At 73.1% G+C, this 18,711-nt stretch carries 19 protein-coding genes; 6 read left to right on the forward strand and 13 right to left on the reverse strand.

Annotation, left to right across the window (positions count from 1 at the left end; translation table 11 throughout):
* Position 1 precedes the first annotated feature (1 nt).
* From hydA to AB0C73_RS11835, 7 genes are all read right to left on the reverse strand, one after another.
* Positions 2-1,405: a dihydropyrimidinase gene (hydA, locus tag AB0C73_RS11805; protein WP_362527739.1), complete on the reverse strand. Its 1,404-nt coding sequence runs from the start codon at positions 1,403-1,405 to the stop codon at positions 2-4.
* A 46-nt stretch (positions 1,406-1,451) separates the two neighbouring features.
* A complete protein-coding gene (locus AB0C73_RS11810) occupies positions 1,452-2,732 on the reverse strand; it encodes an aspartate aminotransferase family protein (protein WP_362527742.1) in 1,281 nt (426 codons plus the stop codon).
* Complete coding sequence (locus AB0C73_RS11815) at positions 2,729-3,571, reverse strand: nitrilase-related carbon-nitrogen hydrolase (protein WP_362527743.1); 843 nt, start codon at positions 3,569-3,571, stop codon at positions 2,729-2,731. The genes AB0C73_RS11810 and AB0C73_RS11815 overlap by 4 nt, the downstream gene beginning before the upstream one ends.
* Before the next feature lie 222 nt (positions 3,572-3,793).
* Positions 3,794-5,104 carry a UL36 very large tegument protein gene (locus AB0C73_RS11820; RefSeq protein ID WP_362527745.1) on the reverse strand — a complete coding sequence of 437 codons (1,311 nt, stop codon included), beginning with the start codon at positions 5,102-5,104 and terminating at the stop codon, positions 3,794-3,796.
* A 53-nt stretch (positions 5,105-5,157) separates the two neighbouring features.
* Positions 5,158-5,583: a PPOX class F420-dependent oxidoreductase gene (locus AB0C73_RS11825; RefSeq protein ID WP_362527747.1), complete on the reverse strand. Its 426-nt coding sequence runs from the start codon at positions 5,581-5,583 to the stop codon at positions 5,158-5,160.
* A gap of 64 nt (positions 5,584-5,647) precedes the next feature.
* Positions 5,648-5,941 carry a hypothetical protein gene (locus tag AB0C73_RS11830; RefSeq protein ID WP_362527750.1) on the reverse strand — a complete coding sequence of 98 codons (294 nt, stop codon included), beginning with the start codon at positions 5,939-5,941 and terminating at the stop codon, positions 5,648-5,650.
* Between the two features lie 137 nt (positions 5,942-6,078).
* Positions 6,079-6,330, reverse strand: coding sequence for a helix-turn-helix transcriptional regulator (locus tag AB0C73_RS11835; RefSeq protein WP_362527752.1), 252 nt, complete (start codon positions 6,328-6,330; stop codon positions 6,079-6,081).
* 33 nt (positions 6,331-6,363) lie between these two features.
* Between AB0C73_RS11835 and map the strand changes: the two genes are divergently transcribed.
* Positions 6,364-7,131 carry a type I methionyl aminopeptidase gene (map, locus tag AB0C73_RS11840; RefSeq protein WP_362527754.1) on the forward strand — a complete coding sequence of 256 codons (768 nt, stop codon included), beginning with the start codon at positions 6,364-6,366 and terminating at the stop codon, positions 7,129-7,131.
* Positions 7,132-7,141: 10 nt separating this feature from the next.
* Here map and ggt read toward each other — a convergent pair whose 3' ends face one another.
* Positions 7,142-8,956 (reverse strand): gamma-glutamyltransferase, encoded by a 1,815-nt coding sequence (gene ggt, locus AB0C73_RS11845; protein WP_362527756.1) that lies wholly within the window; start codon positions 8,954-8,956, stop codon positions 7,142-7,144.
* 163 nt (positions 8,957-9,119) lie between these two features.
* Here ggt and AB0C73_RS11850 point away from each other — a divergent pair, with 163 nt between their 5' ends.
* On the forward strand, positions 9,120-9,851 hold the full coding sequence (locus AB0C73_RS11850) for a hypothetical protein (RefSeq protein WP_362527758.1): 732 nt from the start codon (positions 9,120-9,122) through the stop codon (positions 9,849-9,851).
* Here the strand turns inward: AB0C73_RS11850 and AB0C73_RS11855 are convergent.
* A complete protein-coding gene (locus AB0C73_RS11855; RefSeq protein WP_362527760.1) occupies positions 9,805-11,076 on the reverse strand; it encodes a cytochrome P450 in 1,272 nt (423 codons plus the stop codon). The genes AB0C73_RS11850 and AB0C73_RS11855 overlap by 47 nt on opposite strands.
* A gap of 152 nt (positions 11,077-11,228) precedes the next feature.
* On the opposite strand from AB0C73_RS11855, the gene AB0C73_RS11860 reads away from it, so the two are divergent.
* Together AB0C73_RS11860 and AB0C73_RS11865 are read left to right on the forward strand one after the other, a co-directional pair.
* On the forward strand, positions 11,229-12,404 hold the full coding sequence (locus tag AB0C73_RS11860; RefSeq protein ID WP_362527762.1) for a hypothetical protein: 1,176 nt from the start codon (positions 11,229-11,231) through the stop codon (positions 12,402-12,404).
* Between the two features lie 209 nt (positions 12,405-12,613).
* Positions 12,614-14,167: an alpha/beta fold hydrolase gene (locus tag AB0C73_RS11865; protein WP_362527764.1), complete on the forward strand. Its 1,554-nt coding sequence runs from the start codon at positions 12,614-12,616 to the stop codon at positions 14,165-14,167.
* A 40-nt stretch (positions 14,168-14,207) separates the two neighbouring features.
* On the opposite strand, the gene AB0C73_RS11870 is transcribed toward AB0C73_RS11865, so the two are convergent.
* From AB0C73_RS11870 to AB0C73_RS11885, 4 genes are all read right to left on the reverse strand, one after another.
* Complete coding sequence (locus tag AB0C73_RS11870; protein WP_362527766.1) at positions 14,208-14,645, reverse strand: DUF6278 family protein; 438 nt, start codon at positions 14,643-14,645, stop codon at positions 14,208-14,210.
* A 53-nt stretch (positions 14,646-14,698) separates the two neighbouring features.
* Complete coding sequence (locus AB0C73_RS11875) at positions 14,699-15,478, reverse strand: exodeoxyribonuclease III (protein ID WP_362527768.1); 780 nt, start codon at positions 15,476-15,478, stop codon at positions 14,699-14,701.
* 235 nt (positions 15,479-15,713) lie between these two features.
* Positions 15,714-16,346, reverse strand: a complete 633-nt coding sequence (locus tag AB0C73_RS11880) for an MBL fold metallo-hydrolase (protein WP_362527769.1) — start codon at positions 16,344-16,346, stop codon at positions 15,714-15,716.
* Between the two features lie 9 nt (positions 16,347-16,355).
* Positions 16,356-17,618, reverse strand: coding sequence for an alpha/beta fold hydrolase (locus AB0C73_RS11885; RefSeq protein ID WP_362527772.1), 1,263 nt, complete (start codon positions 17,616-17,618; stop codon positions 16,356-16,358).
* Between the two features lie 131 nt (positions 17,619-17,749).
* Between AB0C73_RS11885 and AB0C73_RS11890 the strand changes: the two genes are divergently transcribed.
* Positions 17,750-18,184 (forward strand): MarR family transcriptional regulator, encoded by a 435-nt coding sequence (locus AB0C73_RS11890; RefSeq protein WP_362527773.1) that lies wholly within the window; start codon positions 17,750-17,752, stop codon positions 18,182-18,184.
* Positions 18,181-18,618 (forward strand): hypothetical protein, encoded by a 438-nt coding sequence (locus AB0C73_RS11895; protein WP_362527775.1) that lies wholly within the window; start codon positions 18,181-18,183, stop codon positions 18,616-18,618. The genes AB0C73_RS11890 and AB0C73_RS11895 overlap by 4 nt, the downstream gene beginning before the upstream one ends.
* Positions 18,619-18,711 lie beyond the last annotated feature (93 nt).

Below are 18,711 nucleotides of genomic sequence, written 5' to 3' on the forward strand. Positions count from 1 at the left end.
CCTAGTTCAGGTACTGGCAGGTGGAGCGGGGGACGAAGCTGCCGTGGCCGGCGCGCCCGGTGAACTTCCGCTGCTCGATGACGGGTTCGCCGCGGGACAGGACGGTCTCGACCTGGCCGGTGAGCGTCTTCCCCTCGTACGCGGAGTAGTCGACGTTCATGTGGTGGGTGGCCGCCGACAGGGTCTGGGTGGCGTGCGGGTCGTAGATGACGACGTCCGCGTCCGCGCCCGGCGCGATCGTGCCCTTCTGCGGATACAGCCCGAACATCCGCGCCGGCGTGGCGCACGCGATCTCGATCCAGCGGCGGCGCGAGATGTGCCCGTCCACGACGGCCTGGTGGAGCAGGTCCATCCGGTTCTCCACCCCCGGCAGACCGTTCGGGATCTTCGAGAAGTCCCCCCGGCCCAGCTCCTTCTGGCCGACGAAGCAGAAGGGGCAGTGGTCCGTCGACACCACCTGGAGGTCGTTGGTCCGCAGGCCCCGCCACAGGGCCGCCTGGTGCTCCTTCGGCCGCAGCGGGGTCGAGCAGACGTACTTGGCACCCTCGAAGTCCGGCTCCGCCAGGTTGTCCGTGGAGAGGAAGAGGTACTGCGGACAGGTCTCGCCGAAGACCGGCAGGCCCTTGTCCCTCGCGGCCGCCAGCTCCGCCACCGCCTCCTCGGCCGACACGTGCACCACGTACAGCGGCGCCCCCGCCACCCGCGACAGCTGGATCGCCCGGTGCGTCGCCTCCGCCTCAAGCAGCGTCTTGCGGACCTCCCCGTGATACCGGGGGTCGGTCTCGCCGCGGGCCAGCGCCTGCTCCACCAGGACGTCGATCGCGATGCCGTTCTCGGCGTGCATCATGATCAGCCCGCCGTTCTCGGCGCCGCGCTGCATGGCCCGCAGGATCTGTCCGTCGTCGCTGTAGAAGACGCCCGGATAGGCCATGAACAGCTTGAACGAGGAGATCCCTTCCTGGACCAGCCGGTCCATCTCCTTGAGCGTGTGCTCGTTCACGTCGGAGAGGATCATGTGGAAGCCGTAGTCGACGGCGCAGTTGCCGTCGGCCTTGGCGTACCAGGCGTCGAGCCCTTCCCGGAGGGAGTGGCCGACGCTCTGCACGGCGAAGTCGACGATGGTGGTGGTGCCGCCCCAGGCGGCGGCGCGGGTGCCGGTCTCGAAGGTGTCGGAGGCGAAGGTGCCGCCGAACGGCAGCTCCATGTGGGTGTGGGCGTCGACGCCGCCCGGGATGACGTAGCGGTCGGTGGCGTCGATCGTACGGTCGGCGGTCCAGCCGGCCGCGATGTCGGAGCCGTGGGCGGCGAGGGCCACGATGCGGCCCTCCTCGATCAGGACGTCGGCGTGGGTCTCGTCCGCGGCGGTGACGACCAGGCCGCCGCGGATCAGGGTGCGGGTGCTCACGGGGCTTCTCCCTGCGGACGAGAGGGTTCGCGGAGGGGTTCGCGAACTAGAGGGACCTCAGGGCCTGTTCGAGGATGGCCGCGCCCTCCTCCGCCTCGGCGACGGTGAGCGAGAGCGGGGGCGCGATGCGCAGCGCGCTGGTGTTGTGGCCGCCGCCCTTGCCGATGAGCAGGCCGTTCTCCCGGGCCGACTCCAGGACGGCGGACGCGGCCTCGGGGTTCGCCCGGTCGGTGCCGGGTTCGGTGAGCTCGATGCCGATCATCAGGCCGCGGCCGCGCACCTCGCGTACGGCGTCGACGCCGGCGGCGACGGCCCGGAGGCGCTCGATGAGGAGGCCGCCGACGCGCCGGGCGTTGCCCTGGAGGTCGTGTTCGAGGAGGTAGCCGAGGTTGGCGAGGCCCGCGGCCATGGTGACGGGCGAACCGCCGAAGGTGGAGATGGAGTTGGCGTCGAGGCAGTTCATGATCTCGGACCGGGCGACGACACCGCCGATGGACATGCCGTTGCCGATGCCCTTGGCGAAGGTGAGGATGTCGGGCGGTCCGGCCTGGCCGTGCGCCTGCCAGCCCCAGAAGTGTTCGCCGGTGCGGCCCCAGCCGGTCTGCACCTCGTCGGCGATCCACAGGATGCCGTGCCGGTCGAGGACCCGGCGGAAGGCGGCGTAGAGGCCGTCGGGCGGGGAGGTGAAGCCGCCGACGCCCTGGATGGGCTCGGCGATGAGCGCGGCGACGTCGTGGGTGTGCCCGAGGAGGTCCTCGAGGTCGGCCACGCAGCCGTCGATGAACCGCTCGTCGCTGTACGCGGCGTACGGGCCGCGGGTGCGCACGCCGCCGTGCACGTACAGGGTCTGCAGCGGGGAGAGGCCGGTGGGCGACCAGGCGCGGTTGCCGGTGATGCCGACGGTGGAGAAGGAGCGCCCGTGGTAGCTGTTGCGCATCGCCAGGATCTGGCTGCTGCCGCGGTAGGCGGTGGCGAGCAGCAGGGCGGTGTCGTTGGCCTCGGTGCCGGAGGTGGTGAAGAAGACCCGGGCGTCGGGGATGCCGGAGAGGGCGGCGATCCGCTCGGCGAGCTCCACCATGGGGCGGTTGAGGTAGAGGGTGGAGGAGTGGATGATCCGCCCGGCCTGCTCGGAGACGGCCTTGGTGACCTCGGGCAGGGCGTGGGCGGTCATGGTGGTGAGGATGCCGCCGAAGAAGTCGAGGTAGCGGCGCCCTTCGGCGTCCCAGACGTAGCGGCCCTCGCCGTGCGTGAGCTCGATGGGGTCCTGGTAGTAGAGGGCGACCCAGTCAGGGATGACGGCGCGGTGGCGGTGGTAGAGGCTGTTCACGGCTGCACCAGCCCGTCGTAGGCGTCGGGACGGCGGTCTCGGTAGAACGCCCATTGCTGCCTGACCTGTTCGATCAGGCCGAAGTCCAGGTCGCGGACGACGAGTTCCTCCTCCTTGTCGGAGGCGACGTCGCCGACGAACCGGCCGCGCGGGTCGACGAAGTAGCTGGTGCCGTAGAAGTCGTTGTCGCCGTACTCCTCGGTGCCGACGCGGTTGATCGCGGCGATGAAGTACTCGTTGGCGACGGCCGCGGCGGGCTGCTCCAGCTGCCAGAGGTAGGAGGAGAGGCCGCGGTGGGTGGCCGACGGGTTGTAGACCAACTGGGCGCCGTTGAGGCCGAGTTGGCGCCAGCCCTCGGGGAAGTGCCGGTCGTAGCAGATGTAGACGCCGACCTTGCCGACGGCGGTGTCGAAGACCGGCCAGCCGAGGTTGCCCGGGCGGAAGTAGTACTTCTCCCAGAAGCCCTTCACCTGCGGGATGTGGTGCTTGCGGTACTTGCCGAGGTAGGAGCCGTCAGAGTCGATGACGGCCGCGGTGTTGTAGTAGAAGCCCGCGCCCTCGATCTCGAAGACGGGCACGACGATCACCATCCCGGTCTCCCGGGCGAGCTCCTGCATCCTGCGCACGGTGGGCCCGTCAGGCACGGGCTCGGCCCAGCGGTAGTGCTCGGGTTCCTGCACCTGGCAGAAGTACGGGGCGTTGAACACCTCCTGGAACCCGATGACCTTCGCCCCCTGCCGGGCGGCCTCGCGGGCGTGCTCCTCATGCTTGGCGATCATGGATTCGGTGTCGCCGGTCCAGGTCGCCTGGACGAGCGCGGCGCGTACGACGTCGGTCATGAGCTGCTCCTTCGGCGCGGCGTCAGAGAGCCTCTACGCACGTAGACGCGATGCGTAGATGGAGAACGTAAGCCCCGTCTCACCCCGGAGCAAGACCACCGCCGTGAAGTGGCGGAGTCGATCATGTTTCATACCCGACTGGTCCACGTCGGACACCTACCGACACGTACCGGTACGGGTGGACGCGTGTACGGGCACGGATGTTCGGGCGCGGTGCGCCGGTCAGGCCAGGCCCGCGACCCGGAAGGCGTGCAGCAGGTCGCGCTCACCGGCCGGGGAGAGCACGGCGCGGGCGGCGGTGCGCAGCTCGGGGACGAGGGCGGCGGGGTCGGTGGCCGCGAGGGCGGCGGCGTCCTCGGGGGTACGGGCGTGCAGGAAGGCGGTGAGCAGGGCGCGGGCCTCCGCCTCCCGGCGCTCGGCGCGCAGCGCGGCACAGGCCCCGGCGAGCTCGGCCACCGGGCGGGCCGCGCCCTGGCGGAGCAGCCGGTCGCGGTCGTCGGTGCGGCCCGCGTCGGCGAGCGCCGCCGCGACGGCGGCGAGCCGCGCGGGCGGCAGCCCCGCGGCCTCCCAGAGCAGGGTGGACCAGTCGGCGGCGAGCCCCGCGGCGCGCAGTTCCGCGGCGAGCACCGGCAGCCAGGCGGGCGGCCCGGCCAGCGCCTCGCAGAGCAGGGCGTGCGCCTCGCCGGTACGGCCCTGGGCGCGCAGCCGGCGCAGGGCGTGGACGGCGTTGCCGGCGGCGCGGGCGGCCCGGCCGGGGTCTTCGGGCGTGCCGGAGCCGTACGAGGGGGCCGGGGCGGGGTCCGGTGCGGCCGGTACGGGGGCGAAGCGGGCGCCACGGGGCGGGGCCAGGGGCGGCGCCGCCGGGACCGGCCCGGCCGCCGGCTCCCCCAGCGGCACCGGCTCCTCCACCTCCTCCGCGAGCCACGCGTAGCGGGCCCCGCGCGGACGGCGCCGCACGGGCTCTGGCGGGGCGGGAGGTCGTACGGCCCCGACCCCGGTCCCGGCAGCCGCAGCGGCTCCGGCTCCGGCTCCGGCTCCGGCTCCGGCTCCGGCTCCGGCTCCGGCTCCGGCTCCGGCGAGGGTGTCGAGCCGTTCGGTGAGCTCGGCGACCCGGGCGGTGGCGCGGGCGTGGTCGTCGCGGGCCCAGAACAGGGCGCCGTCGGGGTCCGGCCGGCCGCTCAATTCCCGGATGCGCTGCTCCGCGTACCTGATCTCGGCCGCCATCAGGGCCCGCCGCTCGGTGAGCGCCGCCGCCCCGCCGGGCGCCCGGTCGTGGGCGGCCGCCGCGGCCCGGTGCAGGGCCCGGCCGCGTACCGCACCGGGCCCGTCGGCCGCCTCGCCGAGGTCCTGGAGCAGTGACTCGGCGACGTCCCAGGGCAGGATGTCCGTACCGTCGAAGCAGGCGCGCATCCCTTCCGGGTCGCGGGCGGCGAAGACCCCGTACCAGCCCTCGCCCGGCGCGAGCCGGCCCGCGAGCCCGCTCAGCCAGCCCGTGAACGCGGCGATGTCCGCCGGGATGTGATGCACCGTCATTCCGCTGCCCCTTCGGTCCAGGGGCATTGGACCGCACCAGTGTTACGGGACGGCTACGCAGAGTTTTCGGGCGTGCCTCGGCGCGGGAAGCTCACCACGATGCCGGTGTGCGGGCGCTTGCCGAGCCGGGCGAGGGTCGCGGGCCAGTCGACGGCCCAGAACTGCCAGGTGTACTTGCGGGAGAGCAGCCTGCGTACGTGCCGCAGCTCGTCCCCCGTGACGAGCCGGGCCGTGCCCTCCGCCCGTACCGCGCCCTCGGGGATGTTCCCGCGCACGTCGCAGACGGCGGCCACGACCCGGGGGTCGTTGCGCAGCCGCTTGACCTTCCAGGAGTCGGTGCGGGTCCAGGCGTACAGCTCGTCGCCGTCGACCGCGTACCAGACCGGGGTGGCGACCCCGGTGCCGTTCCTGCGGAAGGTGGTGAGACTGACGTAGCGGCCGTGCCGCAGCTCTTCGGGGATCCTGGTGTCGGGGGTCACGCCCCCGAGGCTACGCGGCGGTCCGGCAGGCCCGGCCGGTGCGCCGGTGTTTTCGGAACACGCCCTAACGGCCGAGGGCACTGAGTCCCTTGCGCAGCTCGTCGGCGTTCATGGCCGGCGAGTAGTAGAGCTTGGCGTTGAGCCCCATGAAGAAGGGCTCCGAGATGACCGGCAGGTCGGACGGGTCGGCCAGGTCGAAGAACAGATAGCCGGTGCGGCAGCCGTTCTCGGCGGTGAAGTAGGCGGCTTCGGGGCGCAGCTTCTCCAGCGCGGCCTCCATGGTCTGCTGGAGGGTGCCCTGCTTGATGGCCTCGTTGGAGGCCGCCGTGTCCATCTGAACCTTCAACAGCATGCGCATGACGCGACCTTTCCCGACCGGGCGGAGGGCTCCGAGCGGTGCGCCCTCGGCACACCCGGACGCGCTCGGTTCCAGCGTCCTCCCTCCGCCGCGCCGGGACCACTCGGCGGGCCCGGCCATGAGCCGCCGGGCCGGCCCTACAGGGGGACGAGGGCGCAGCGGGTGACGAGCTCGTCCATCGAGAGGCCGAGGACGCCGGCGAGCGCGGCGACCGTGAAGAACGCCGGGGTGGGGGCGCGGCCGGTCTCGATCTTGCGGAGGGTCTCGGCGGAGAGGCCGGCGGCCGCGGCGATCTCGGCCATGGAGCGCTCGCCGCGCGCCGCGCGCAGCAGCTGCCCGAGCCGTTCGCCGCGCTCGCGCTCTTCGGGGGTGAGGGGTGTACGGACCATGCGACCCATTCTAATACCGGTATAGTAATTGGCATGGTGGAGATCAAGACGGAAACGAACCTGCTGCTCATGCGCGAGGCCGGGCGGGTGGTGGCCCAGGCCCTCCAGGCCGTACGGGACAAGGCGGCGCCCGGGGTGACCCTGGCCGAACTCGACGGCGTGGCCCGGGAGGTGCTCGCCGCGGCCGGTGCGGGCTCGCCCTTCCTGGGCTACCGCCCGGACTGGGCGCCGGTGCCGTTCCCCGCGGTGCTGTGCCTCTCGGTCAACGACGCGATCGTGCACGGCGTCCCGGACGGCACCCGGCTCGCCGACGGCGACCTGGTGAGCGCGGACTGCGGGGCGGTGCTCGACGGCTGGGTCGGCGACGCGGCGGTGAGCTTCACGGTCGGCCGGGCGCGCCCGGAGGACACCCGCCTCATCGAGACGGCCGAGGAGGCGCTGGCGGCGGGCATCGCGGCGGCGGTGGTCGGCAACCGGATCGGCGACATCGCGCACGCGGTCGGCCGCGTCTGCCGCCGGGCGGGCTACGGCATCGCCGACGGCTTCGGCGGCCACGGCGTGGGCCGCACGATGCACGAGGGCCCGGACGTCCCCAACGAGGGCCGCCCGGGCCGGGGCATGCCGCTGCGCCCGGGCATGGCGATCGCGATCGAACCGATGCTCCTCGCCGGCGGCCGCGACCATCACTACACGGCCGCCGACGGCTGGACCATCCGCACCCTCGACGGCTCCCGGGCGGCCCACGCGGAGCACACGATCGCCATCACCCCGGACGGCCCGCGCGTCCTGACGGCCCTTTAGCCCCTCTGGGCTACGGCGCCGGGCGGACCACCATCGCCGAGCCGCCGCCGCGGCGGGTGGGTTCGGCGGCGGCGAGCCAGCGGCCGTCCGGGAGGCGCTGGACGCCGGTGGCCGCGCCGATCTCGGGGTTCTGGCGGAAGGCGTGGCCGATGGATTCCAGGTCCGCCTTCAACGGGCTGTTCCAGAGGGCCGGTTCGAGTTCCGTCGTGGGCTGGTTGCGCTGGCTGGCGCGGGGGGCGGCGATGGCGTCGACCAGGGGGAGGCCGCGGTCGACGACGCCGGTGAGGGTCTGCAGGACCGTGGTGATGATGGTGGCGCCGCCCGGGGAGCCCAGGGCGAGGACCGGGCGGCCGGTGCGGTCGAGGACGATCGTCGGGGAGATCGAGGAGCGCGGGCGCTTGCCGGGGCCGGGCAGGTTGGGGTCGTGGACGGCCGGGTTGGCCGGGGCGAAGGAGAAGTCGGTCAGCTCGTTGTTGAGCAGGAAGCCGCGGCCGGGGACGGTGATGCCGCTGCCGCCGGTGGACTCGATGGTCAGGGTGTAGGCGACGACATTGCCCCACTTGTCGGCCACGGTGAGGTGGGTGGTGTTCTCGCCCTCGTACGTGGTCGGGGCGGCCGTCCCGCCGGTGGCGCAGGGCGCGGGGTCGCGCGGGTCGCCCGGCGCGAGCGGGCTGGTCAGCGCGGCCCCGTCGCGGATCAGACAGGCCCGGGAGTCCGCGTACCGCTGCGAGAGCAGGCCGCGGACCGGCACGTCCTCGAAGGCCGGGTCGCCGACCCAGCGGCCCCGGTCGGCGAAGGCGATCCGGCTCGCCTCGATGAAGCGGTGCAGATACGCGGCCTGGGAGGCCCGGGAGAGGTCGGAGGACTCCAGGATGTTCAGCGCCTCGCCGACGCTGGTGCCGCCGGAGGACGACGGCGCCATGCCGTACACGTCGAGGCCCCGGTAGGACACCTTGGTGGGCTGCCGCAGCACCGTCCCGTAGCGCGCCAGGTCCCGCTCCGTCAGATCGCCCGAGCGGACCACCCGGGTCGCACCCGCCCGTACCGGCGGGTGCTGCACGGTGTTGACGATGTCCCGGGCGAGCGGGCCCCGGTAGAGCGCGCCCACGCCCTCCCGGCCCAGCTTCTCGTACGTACGGGCCAGGTCGGGGTTCTTGAAGACCGAGCCGACCACCGGCAACTGCCCGCCGGGCAGGAAGAGTTCGGAGGACGCCGGGAAGTCCCGGAAGCGCGCCTCGTTGCCCGCCGTCTGCGCGCGGAAGGTCGCGTCGACGGTGAAGCCGTCGCGGGCCAGCCGCTCGGCCGGTTCGAGGAGCTTGCCGAGCGGCTTGCTGCCCCACGCGTCGAGCGCGGTCGCCCAGGTCGCGGGCGTGCCGGGGGTGCCGACGCCGCGGCCGCTGGTCATGCCCTCCTCGAAGGGGATGGGTGCGCCGTTCTCCACGAACAGGTTCGCGTCGGCGGAGCCGGGCGCGGTCTCGCGCCCGTCGACGGTGTGCACGGTACGGGTCTTCGCGTCGTAGTAGACGAAGTAGCCGCCCCCGCCGATGCCCGCCGAATACGGCTCCGTCACACCGAGCGCGGCGGCCACCGCGACCGCCGCGTCCACGGCGTTGCCGCCCTTGCGGAGCACCTCGACGCCGGCGGCGGACGCGTCCGCGTCGACGCTCGCGACGGCCCCGCCCCAGCCGGCGGCGACGGGCTCCTTGACCGGGGCCGATCCCCCGGGGGCCGGGCGGGCGACCGTCGGCGGGGCCGCGGCCCCGACCGCGAGCACCGCCGCGGCAACGGCCAGGATCGATCCGTGACGTACGGCAGAACGTCGCAAACGCCCGTGCATCCCTACCTCCAGTCAACGCCGGTCCGCGCAGCGTAACTTCTGGCCGCACGATCCGTCAGGACCGCGTCCAGGCCGTGCCCGGGCCGTGTCCGGGCCCGGCCCTTGGGGCGGTCTCGAACAACCGACCGCTTCCCCGCTAGCATGCGCGCCCATGAACGAAGACCTGCGCAACGTGGTGCTCGGTGTCCTGGCCACCGGCGTCAGCGGCTCCCTCGGCTGGCTGACCCGCACCTATTTCTGGCGCCGCCGGCTGCGCCGCAAGCAGGCCTTCTTCGGGCTTCCCGGCGGCTCCGAGTGCCTGCTCGTGGTGAACCGCCTGGCCGGCAGCGAACGCGGGGTGCACGCCACCGACGTGTCCGCGCTCCTCGAACTGTCCGCGCTGATAAAGGACTGCGGCGCCCGGCCCCGGATCGTGCAGCACGACACGGCCCGTCAGGGTCTGGGCGAGATAGCCGAGTTCTGCATCGGCGGCCCCTACTCCAACCGGCGCATGGCCGCGCATCTGCCGAATCTGCTGCCGGGCCTCACGGTGAACGTCGAGTCCGAGCCGATCGAGGACCGCGCGATGTTCACCGTCGGCGGCGAGACCTACCGTCCGGTGTGGGGCGTCAGCGAGTACGTCGTCCTCGCGCGCCTCACCCGCGGCGAGGGCGGGCGGCCGGTGTTCCTGCTCTGCGGACAGGCGGCGGTCACCAATCAGGCCGCGGCGCGCCATCTGGCCCGCCACCACCAGGCACTGGCCGCCAGGTACGGGACGGACGGCACCTTCGTGCTGCTGCTGAAGGTCGTCAACTCGCAGGCGTACGGCCCCGATGTGGTCGAGCTGGTCGCCGACATCACACGCGCGGCGCGCACGCCTCAAGCCGCACCGGCAACGACTTGATCCCGTTGATGAAGTTGGACACCAGGCGCCGGGGCGGCCCGGCGGGCGCGAGGCCGGGCAGTACGGCGCGCGCCTCCTCGTAGAGGACCCGCAGCTGGAGCCGGGCGAAGTGCGCGCCGAGGCAGACGTGCGGTCCGTCGCCGAAGGAGACGTGCGGATTGGGCGTACGGGCCAGGTCGACCCGGTGGGGGTCGGCGAAGGCGCGCTCGTCGAAGTTGGCGGAGGCGTGGAAGACGACGACCTTGTCCCCTGCGGCGATCTTCACCCCGGCGAGCTCGGTGTCCCGGGCGGCGGTGCGGCGGAAGGACAGGACCGGCGGGTGCAGGCGCAGGAGTTCGTCGACGGCGGTGTCCATGGACACCTCGCCCTGCCACAACCTCCGCTGCTGGTCCGGGTGTTCGGCGAGGGCGAGGAGACCGCCGGGTGCGGCGCCGCGGACGGTGTCGTTGCCGGCGACGGTGAGCAGGAAGAAGAACATCTCCAGTTCGGCGTCGCGCAGTTCGGAGCCGGCCAGGGCCGTCATGAGGTCGTCGGCGGGGTGCGCCCGCTTGTGCGCGGCGAGCTGCTGCGCGTAGGCGAACATCTCGGCGAGCATCGCGGGTGAGCGGGGGTTGACCGGCCGCCCCTCGGCGTCGAGGACGGGCGGCTCGTCGGGGTCCTGGTACGCGATGACCCGCTCGGTCCAGCCGAGCAGCAGGCCCCGGTCGGAGGCGGGCACGCCGAGCAGATCGGTGAGGTTGAGCAGGGCGAACTCGTCGGTGACGGCCCGTACGAGGTCCACTTCGGTACCCGACTCCCGTGCCACGGTGAGGAGTTCGCGGGCCCGTTCGCGGGCGGTGGCGGCGAACCGCTCGATCCGGCCGGGTGTGAAGGCGCGGCTGACGAGGCGGCGCAACCGCCCGTGATGCGGAGGGTCCTGATTGAGCATCATGCGCCGGATGAACGGCAGGTCGGCCGGGTCGGGATCGCGGATCTGAGTGGCCCCGAGGTGCGAGGAGTAGGTGCCGGCGTCCTTGAGGACCCGTACGACGTCGGCGTGCCGGGTGACCGCCCAGAAGCCGGGCCCGGCTGGCCAGCCCAGGACCTCGTGCTCCTCCTGCCGGGCGACGGGCCGGCGGTCGCGCAGGGCGCGGAAACGTGCGTGCGGGATGCCGGCGGCGTAGATCCGCGGGTCGAAGACGTCGGGGACCTCGCCCGCGTCGAGAGCCTCGCTCGCGTCCGGCACCGGCCCGCCCTCCCGTCGGGGTGAAGACGTCACCATCATGACAGGTCAGCGGCCGTTTTCGTAGGACGGAACGCACAGTTCGCGAGCCTTGTCCGGTCCGCCCGCCGACTCCCAGAATCTCCGTCGTGCATCACTCGGAGAACAGGGGGGACATGGGGAACATCGATCACGACGCGGTGCTGCGGGCGCGGGTGTTGCTGCTGGGGAGCGGGCGGCTGAGCGACTGGGAGGAGGTCCTGGCGTACCGGGTGCTCGCGGAGGTGAGTCCGAAGGCGTATCTGCCGAAGCTGGTCGACGGACTGCTGCTGGCCTCCTACCGCAGCCGGGACCCGCGGGTGGATCTGTCGCTCGCCACCGAGGCGGTCGGGGCCGCGCGGCGGATCACGGACGACGTGCCCGGCCGGGTGGAACGCCTGCGCCGCGCACTGGATGCCCGGCAGCGGGCCCTGTTCGCGCTCGGACGGCGGGCCGAGGGCCGCGCGGTCTGCGAGGAGCTGGCCGGGGCCGGGCAGGGCGAGCGCCTGGCGCGTGCGCTGGCCGAGGAGGGGCGGTTCGCGGAGGCGGCGGAGCTGTGCGGGAAGGTGGCCCGGAGCGGCCCAGCGGTGCCCTCGTTCTGGGACATGACCGCATGGGCGGCCGCACTGGAGGGTGCCGGACGGCACGGGGAAGCGCTGGAGGTGTTCGGGGAACTGGTCGAGGAGACCCGGCGCAAGGCCGCCGGACAGGAGTCGCCACTGGGCGGCTTCGCCTGGGAGTTGGTGCACCACTCCCGTATGTACGACACCGCCGGGCGTCCGAAGGAGGCCGCGGCGGCACGACAGGAGGCCCTGACGGTGTTCTCCGGGCTCGCGGCGCACGGTGAGCCGAGGTCCTGGAGCAGCGGCTTGTCCTCCTGGGTCACCCTGTTCACGCTCTCGGGGCGGGCGGACGAGCCGGCCGCCACGCCCGAGGACCCGAGGCCGCCGTTCGGCAGCGTCGTCCTCCATTGGGCGGTCGACACACGGAAGGCCTTCTTCGACGAGCTGCCGGCCTTGGAGGAGCGGGCGGCCCGGCTGGGCGCGGACGGGCGGCTGCCCGAACTGGTGGACGTCCGGCGCAGGATCGCGGTGCGCGTGGTGAGCCGCGACGGGGACCGTCCGTACCGGCTGCGGGAGCGGCTCGGGCCGTTCTTCGACGAGGGTGTCGACCTCGCCCGGCAGCTGCCGGGGGACTCGGTCCGCCTGGCCCGGGCGCTGACCGACCGGGCGATGTTCTCCGTCGCGCTGGGGAGCTTCGTACCGGCGCACGCGGACCTCGCCGAGGCCGTCGCGATCCTCGGCGGTCCCTGACGGCGACGGCGGGCGCCGGAGCGGGCGCCCGCCGGGGCCGGGGCCGGCTCCGGCTCCCGCTCCGGCTCCGGCGCAACCCGCCGATTCCAGTCCTTCCCCAATCGTTACCCACGCGTAACTTACCGACCAGTTACCTCCGGTAAGCCCCTGCCCTTACCGTCGGGTCACTTCACTGCCCCCCATCAGTGACATCCAGTGAGGAGTGACCCGTGCGCCGCACAGCCCTGCCCCTCGCCGTCTCGGCGGCTCTCGTCGCCGGGGCGGCCCTCGGGCTCGCCCCCGCCGCCCATGCGGACTCCGCCGGCACCGTCCGCTTCGTCGACATCGCCGGTGACGGCGGCACCGTGCTCAAGGCCAATGTCGTCACCCCGGCCGGCGCCTCCGCCGGTGCCCGCTTCCCCGTGATCGTGCTGCCGACGAGCTGGGCCGTGCCCCAGATCGAGTACCTCACCCAGGCGCAGCAGCTCGCCGACTCCGGCTATGTCGTGGTGAGTTACAACTCGCGCGGCTTCTGGCAGTCCGGCGGCGAGATCGAGACGGCCGGGCCGAAGGACGTCGCCGACGCCTCCCTCGTCATCGACTGGGCCCTCGCCCACACGCCCGCCGACCCCGCCAAGGTGGGCATGGCGGGCGTCTCGTACGGCGCGGGCATCAGTCTGCTCGCCGCCGCGCACGACAAGCGGGTGAAGGCGGTCGCCGCGCTCAGCGGCTGGGCCGATCTCATCGACTCCATCTACAGCGGCCGGACCCAGCACCTCCAGGCCGCCGCCCTGCTCGGCGGCGCCGGCTATCTCACCGGCCGCCCCGGGCCCGAACTCCAGGAGACCCTCAAGAACTTCCTCTCGTCCAACCTGGACAAGGAGGACGAGATGATCGCCTGGGGCCGCGAGCGCTCCGCCGCGACCCAGCTCGACGCGATCAACGCCAACCGGCCCGCGATCATGCTCGGCAACGCCTGGGGCGACACCATCTTCCCGCCCAACCAGTTCGCGAGCTTCTACGAGAAGCTGGCCGGTCCCAAGCGCCTGGAGTTCCGGCCCGGCGACCACGCCACCGCCGAGGCCACCGGACTGCTCGGGCTGCCCAACGACACCTGGACCAGCGCCCACCGCTGGTTCGACCACTACCTCAAGGGCGTCGACAACGGCGTCGACCGCGAGCAGCCGGTGCGGCTCAAGCCGCGCTCCGACGCCGGCTACGAGGGCTACCCGGACTGGAAGTCCGTCAACGCGAACCAGCACAAGCTCCCGCTCGGCGGCTCCGCGCACCTGTGGGCGAACGTCGACTCCGGCGCCGACGGCGGCATCGTCATGCTCTCCAACCTCCTGGACCAGTTCTTCCAGGCCCCGCCCATCGCCTCGATCCCGCTGCTCCCCCGCGCCTTCGCGGGCGTGTGGCAGTCCGAGCGGTACGCCACGCCGCAGCGGGTGCGCGGTACGGCGCGGCTGCACACCACGGTCACCCCGACCGCCGGGAGCGGCACCTTCGTGGCGTACCTGTACGACGTGGGCCCGCTCGGCGTCGGCAAGCTGGTCACCCACGCCCCGTACACCTTCCACGGCCGGGAGCCCGGTCGGCCGTTCGCCGTGGACCTGGAGCTGTTCGCCACGGCCTACGACGTGCCCGCCGGTCACCGGCTCGCGCTGGTCGTCGACACGGTCGACCCGCTGTACATCGAGCACAACCCGACCGGCGCGCAGCTGACCTTCTCCTCCCCCGCGGCCGACCCCAGTCATGTGTCCGTGCCGCTGCGTCCGGAGTGAGTGATCACGGCTGGCGGCTGACGAAAGGACCGCGGAGGGGTCAGAACTCGGCGGACTCGGCGTAGATCTGGGACAGTTCGGGGATCCCGGTCGCGGCCCAGTCCAGGCCCGCCTCGACCACGTTGATCTCCCGGCCGGAGGGCAGCTGGACCACCGGCTGCCCGTCGGGGCGCAGCCGCCAGCCGGCGCCCGGCACGGTCCGGACGAGCACCGTGCCCAGATAGAGCCCCGCGTCGTTCCCGAACCAGGGCAGCTCCTCGGGGTCCTCGCGCCAGCGCGGCGGGAGTTGGTCGAGCGCGGCGAGGGAGCGTGGGGTGTCGTCGAGCGCCACCCCGGCCGCCTGGGCACGGGCGCGCAGCAGCTCGCACTCGGCGAGCAGCTCGGCCGCTCCCTCCGGGTCCCGGTCGAAGACGGAGACCAGGGGGGAGCGGGCCGTGTCGTGCTTCTTGCGCCAGTTGTCCAGGAAAGGAATGTGCATCCGAACAGCCTCGCATCACACCCCTGGGGGGCACCACCCGGCGCGCGGAACGATCAGACGTCCAGGTCGACGACCACGGGGGCGTGGTCGGAGGCGCCCTTGCCCTTGCGCTCCTCGCGGTCCACGTAGCTGTCCTTGACGGCGTCGGCGAACGGCTTGTTCCCGTAGACCAGGTCGATGCGCATGCCCTTGTTCTTGGGGAAGCTCAGCATGCGGTAGTCCCAGTACGTGTACGGGTGGGCGTACTTCAGCGGGCGCGGCACCACATCGCCCAGGCCGGCCTCGCGCAGCGCGGCGAGCGCGGCGCGCTCGGGCTCGGTGACATGGGTGAGACCCTCGAACTCGGCGATGTCCCAGACGTCCTCGTCGGCGGGCGCGATGTTGTAGTCGCCGAGCACCGCGAAGGGGCGCTCCCCCGCCGCGTCCCCGCCGACGGCCGCCCTCAGGGCCTCCAGCCAGCGCAGCTTGTACCCGTAGTGGTCGTGGCCCACCTCACGCCCGTTCGGCACGTACACCGACCAGAGGCGGACCGGGCCGCAGGTCGCGGAGATCGCCCGCGGCTCCTCGACGCCCTCGTACTCGGGTCCGCCGGGCAGTCCGGTGACCACGTCCGCGAGGCCGACCCGGGAGACCAGGGCGACCCCGTTCCACCGTCCGGTGGCGTTGACCACCGACTCGTACCCCAGCTCCCGCAGTTCGGCGGCGGGGAACTGCTCGGCGGTGCACTTGGTCTCCTGGATGCACAGCACGTCGGTGCCGGTGCTCTCCAGCCAGGCCAGGAGCCGGGGCAGCCGGGCGGTGATCGAATTGACGTTCCAGGTGGCGATGCGCATGAGCGCAAGCCTAGGGCCTGTCCGGCGGATCGGGGTCGGACAGGCCGCGGTGTCTGGTGCATGGGGTCTCCCCAGGCCCGCCAGGGCCGAGGGGAAGCATCGCAAGGCGCCGGAGTGACTCGATAGCGGAGCTATCGGGGCGCTTCGGCAACGCGGCGAGGTACCGTGCCAGGCGTCGCGGACCCGGCCATGATCCGCCGGACAGGCCCTGGGTCGGGGGGTCCGACAACCGGGCTCAGAGCAGGGCCGAGTCGCCCGGGGCGAGGCGGCGGTGGTCGGTGCCGCCGAGGGCGCCGATCTGGCGGTCGTAGATCGGCCGGGCCAGGTCGGTGAGGAGCGCGTCGTGGATGTCGTACGCGCGCACCGGCTTGACCTCCCGCACGTAGTCGATCACCTCGGAGATCTTGTTCCACGGCGCCATGACCGGCAGGAACAGCGTCTCCACCGGCCGGTCGGGCACGGTCAGCGCGTCGCCGGGGTGGAAGACGGCGCCGTCGACGAGGAAGCCGATGTTGGTGATGCGCGGGATGTCGGGGTGGATCACCGCGTGCAGCTCGCCGTGCACCTGGACGTCGAAACCCGCGGCGCTGAAGGTGTCGCCGTGCCCGACGGTGTGGACCCGTCCCGGGAAGGCGGCGGACAGCTGCTCGGCGACACTCCGCAGCGTCCACACCTCGGCGCCCGGGTTGGCGTCCAGGGCCGCCCGCAGCCGCGCCTCGTCGAAGTGGTCGGCGTGCTCGTGGGTGACGAGGAGGACGTCCGCCCCGACGGCCGCCTCCTCCTCGGTGAACATCCCGGGGTCGATGACGAGCGTCCGCCCGTCCTTCTCCAGGCGGACGCAGGAGTGGGTGTTCTTGGTGAGCTTCACGAGCGCAGCCTACGCCGGGGGCGTGGTGTCCTCCTCGACCACGCGGCGGACCACGCGCAGCGCGCTCTCGGCGGCCGGGAGGCCGCAGTAGACGCCGGTGTGGATCAGGATCTCGCGCAGCTCGACGGGGGTCAGGCCGTTGCGGAGCGCGGCGCGGGTGTGGTCGGCGAGCGCGTCGTGGTGGCCGCCGGAGATCAGGGCGGCGAGGGTGACGGCACTGCGGGTGCGGCGGTCGAGGCCGTCGCGGCTCCACACCTCGCCCCAGGCGAAGCTGGTGGCCAGGCTCTGGAAGTCGGCGCCGAAGGGATCGGCGAGCGCCTCGTCGACATGCGCGTCGCCGAGCACCTCGCGGCGCAGCCCGAGGCCGCGGTCGTACGCGTCGGGGCGGACGTCCTCCTCCTCGGCGGGGGCCACCGGGGCGAGCTCGCCGACCGGGACGACGGGTGCGGAGACCGGTGGCACACCGGGCACGGCGAGGGAGCCGGTGGACTCCTGGGCGAGCGGCGCGAAGTGGCCGGTGAGCAGCTCGGTGACGGCGGCGGGCTGCTCGACGGGCGCGAGGTGGGAAGCGCCGGGGACGACGGCGAGCCGGGCGTCGGCTATTCCGGCGACGAGCGTGCGGGCCTCGGCGGGGCCGGTGATCCGGTCGTCGGCGCCGACCAGGACGAGGACGGGGACGCCGATCCGCTCCAGGGCGTCGCGGACGTCGAAGACGGCGAGCGCCTCGCAGGCGGCGATGTAGCAGCCGGGGTCGGTCGTGCGGACCATCTGCACGGCCCAGTCGACGATGGCGGGCTGGGCGCCGGCGAAGGTGGGGGTGAACCACTGCTCGGGCGCGGTGCGGGCCATCGGTTCGAGGCCGTTGGTGCGCACGATCACGCCGCGCTGCCGGAACTCGTCGGGCGTGCCGAAGCGGGGCGAGGTGGCGACCAGGGCGAGGGAGGCGACCCGGTGCGGGGCGCGCAGCGCGAGGTCGAGGCCGACGGCGCCGCCGAGGGCGCAGCCCGCGTACCCGAAACGCTGGATGCCGAGCTCGTCGAGGGTGGCGAGCAGCCGGTCGCCGAGCTCGGCGGCGGAGTCGGCGGGGTGCGCGGGGGCGCCGCCGTGTCCGGGCAGGTCGAAGCGGACGACCCGCCAGGAGCGGGTGAGTTCGGGAATCTGCCGGTCCCACATGTGCCAGGTGGTCCCGAGGGACGGCCCCAGGACCAGGACCGGGGCGTCGTCTCGCCCGTCGACGCGGTATTGCAGGGTTTCGGTCTTGCCTTCGGTCACGGGTTCACACCTTCAATCTGTCACGACAGCCCCTATGAACCGGGTCCCGACTGTAGCCGTTTGACCAGCTGGAAGACCTACCGGGCCGGACGGCCGGCATCCATTACTCCGATATCGTACTATCCGAAATCGTGAAACCTGGATCCGCACCCCTGAACCCGTCGGCCCTCCTGGCACTGCAGCGCGCCACCCACGCCACGCTGCACCTGATCGCCACCGAACTCGTCGACCTCGACATGACCGCCTCCGAGATCAACGCCCTGGCCAACCTCGCCGACGGGCAGGGCCGTACCGTGTCGCAGCTCGGCGCCGCCGTGGGCACCCGCCCCACCACGCTGACCAGCGTCCTCGACCGGCTGGAGCGCCGCGGACACATCACCCGCGGCACGCGCGCGGGCGACCGGCGTTCCGTACTGATCGAGCTGACCCCGTCCGGGCGCGTGACGGCGGACACGATCCGCCGGACGTTCGCCGACATCGAGCGGCGCGCGCTCGCCGAGCTGCCCCCGGCCGCGGTCGCCGGCTTCCACGACGTGCTGCGGGCGCTGGTGGAGGTGTCCTCGTGACGCGGGACGCGCGGTTCCCGGAGCTGATGCGGGAGGTCATGGCGGGCGCCGACCGCTTCGGGCACCGGCAGCACGTCCAGCTGACCTGGCTGGCGGTGACGCGGTACGGCACCGCCGCCGCGGTGGCCCTGGTCAGCGACGGCATCCAGCGCATCGCCCGCGACGCGGGGGTGCCGCAGAAGTACAACGCCACCGTCAGCCGGGCCTGGGTCGAACTCGTGGGGCACCATGCCGCCGAGACCGCCGAGACCGCCGAGACCACCGAGACCGGCCGGTGCGACTTCGACGCCTTCGCCAGCCGGCACCCCGCACTGCTCGACAAGCGGCTCCTCACCCGCTTCTACCGCCCCTCGACCCTGGCGAGCCCCGCCGCCAGGACCGGCTGGGTGGAACCCGACCTCGCACCGTTCCCCTGGCGGCGACCGGCGGCGTGAGAGGCGGTCACAGGCGGAATCGTTCACCCGGCCGGCGTTCTGCGGTGAGCCCCGCGGAGTGGGACGTCCGCGGCCGATGCCCGTCGGCCTGCC

Source organism: Streptomyces sp. NPDC048623 (genome assembly GCF_040650755.1).
Classification (GTDB): Bacteria; Actinomycetota; Actinomycetes; order Streptomycetales; family Streptomycetaceae; genus Streptomyces.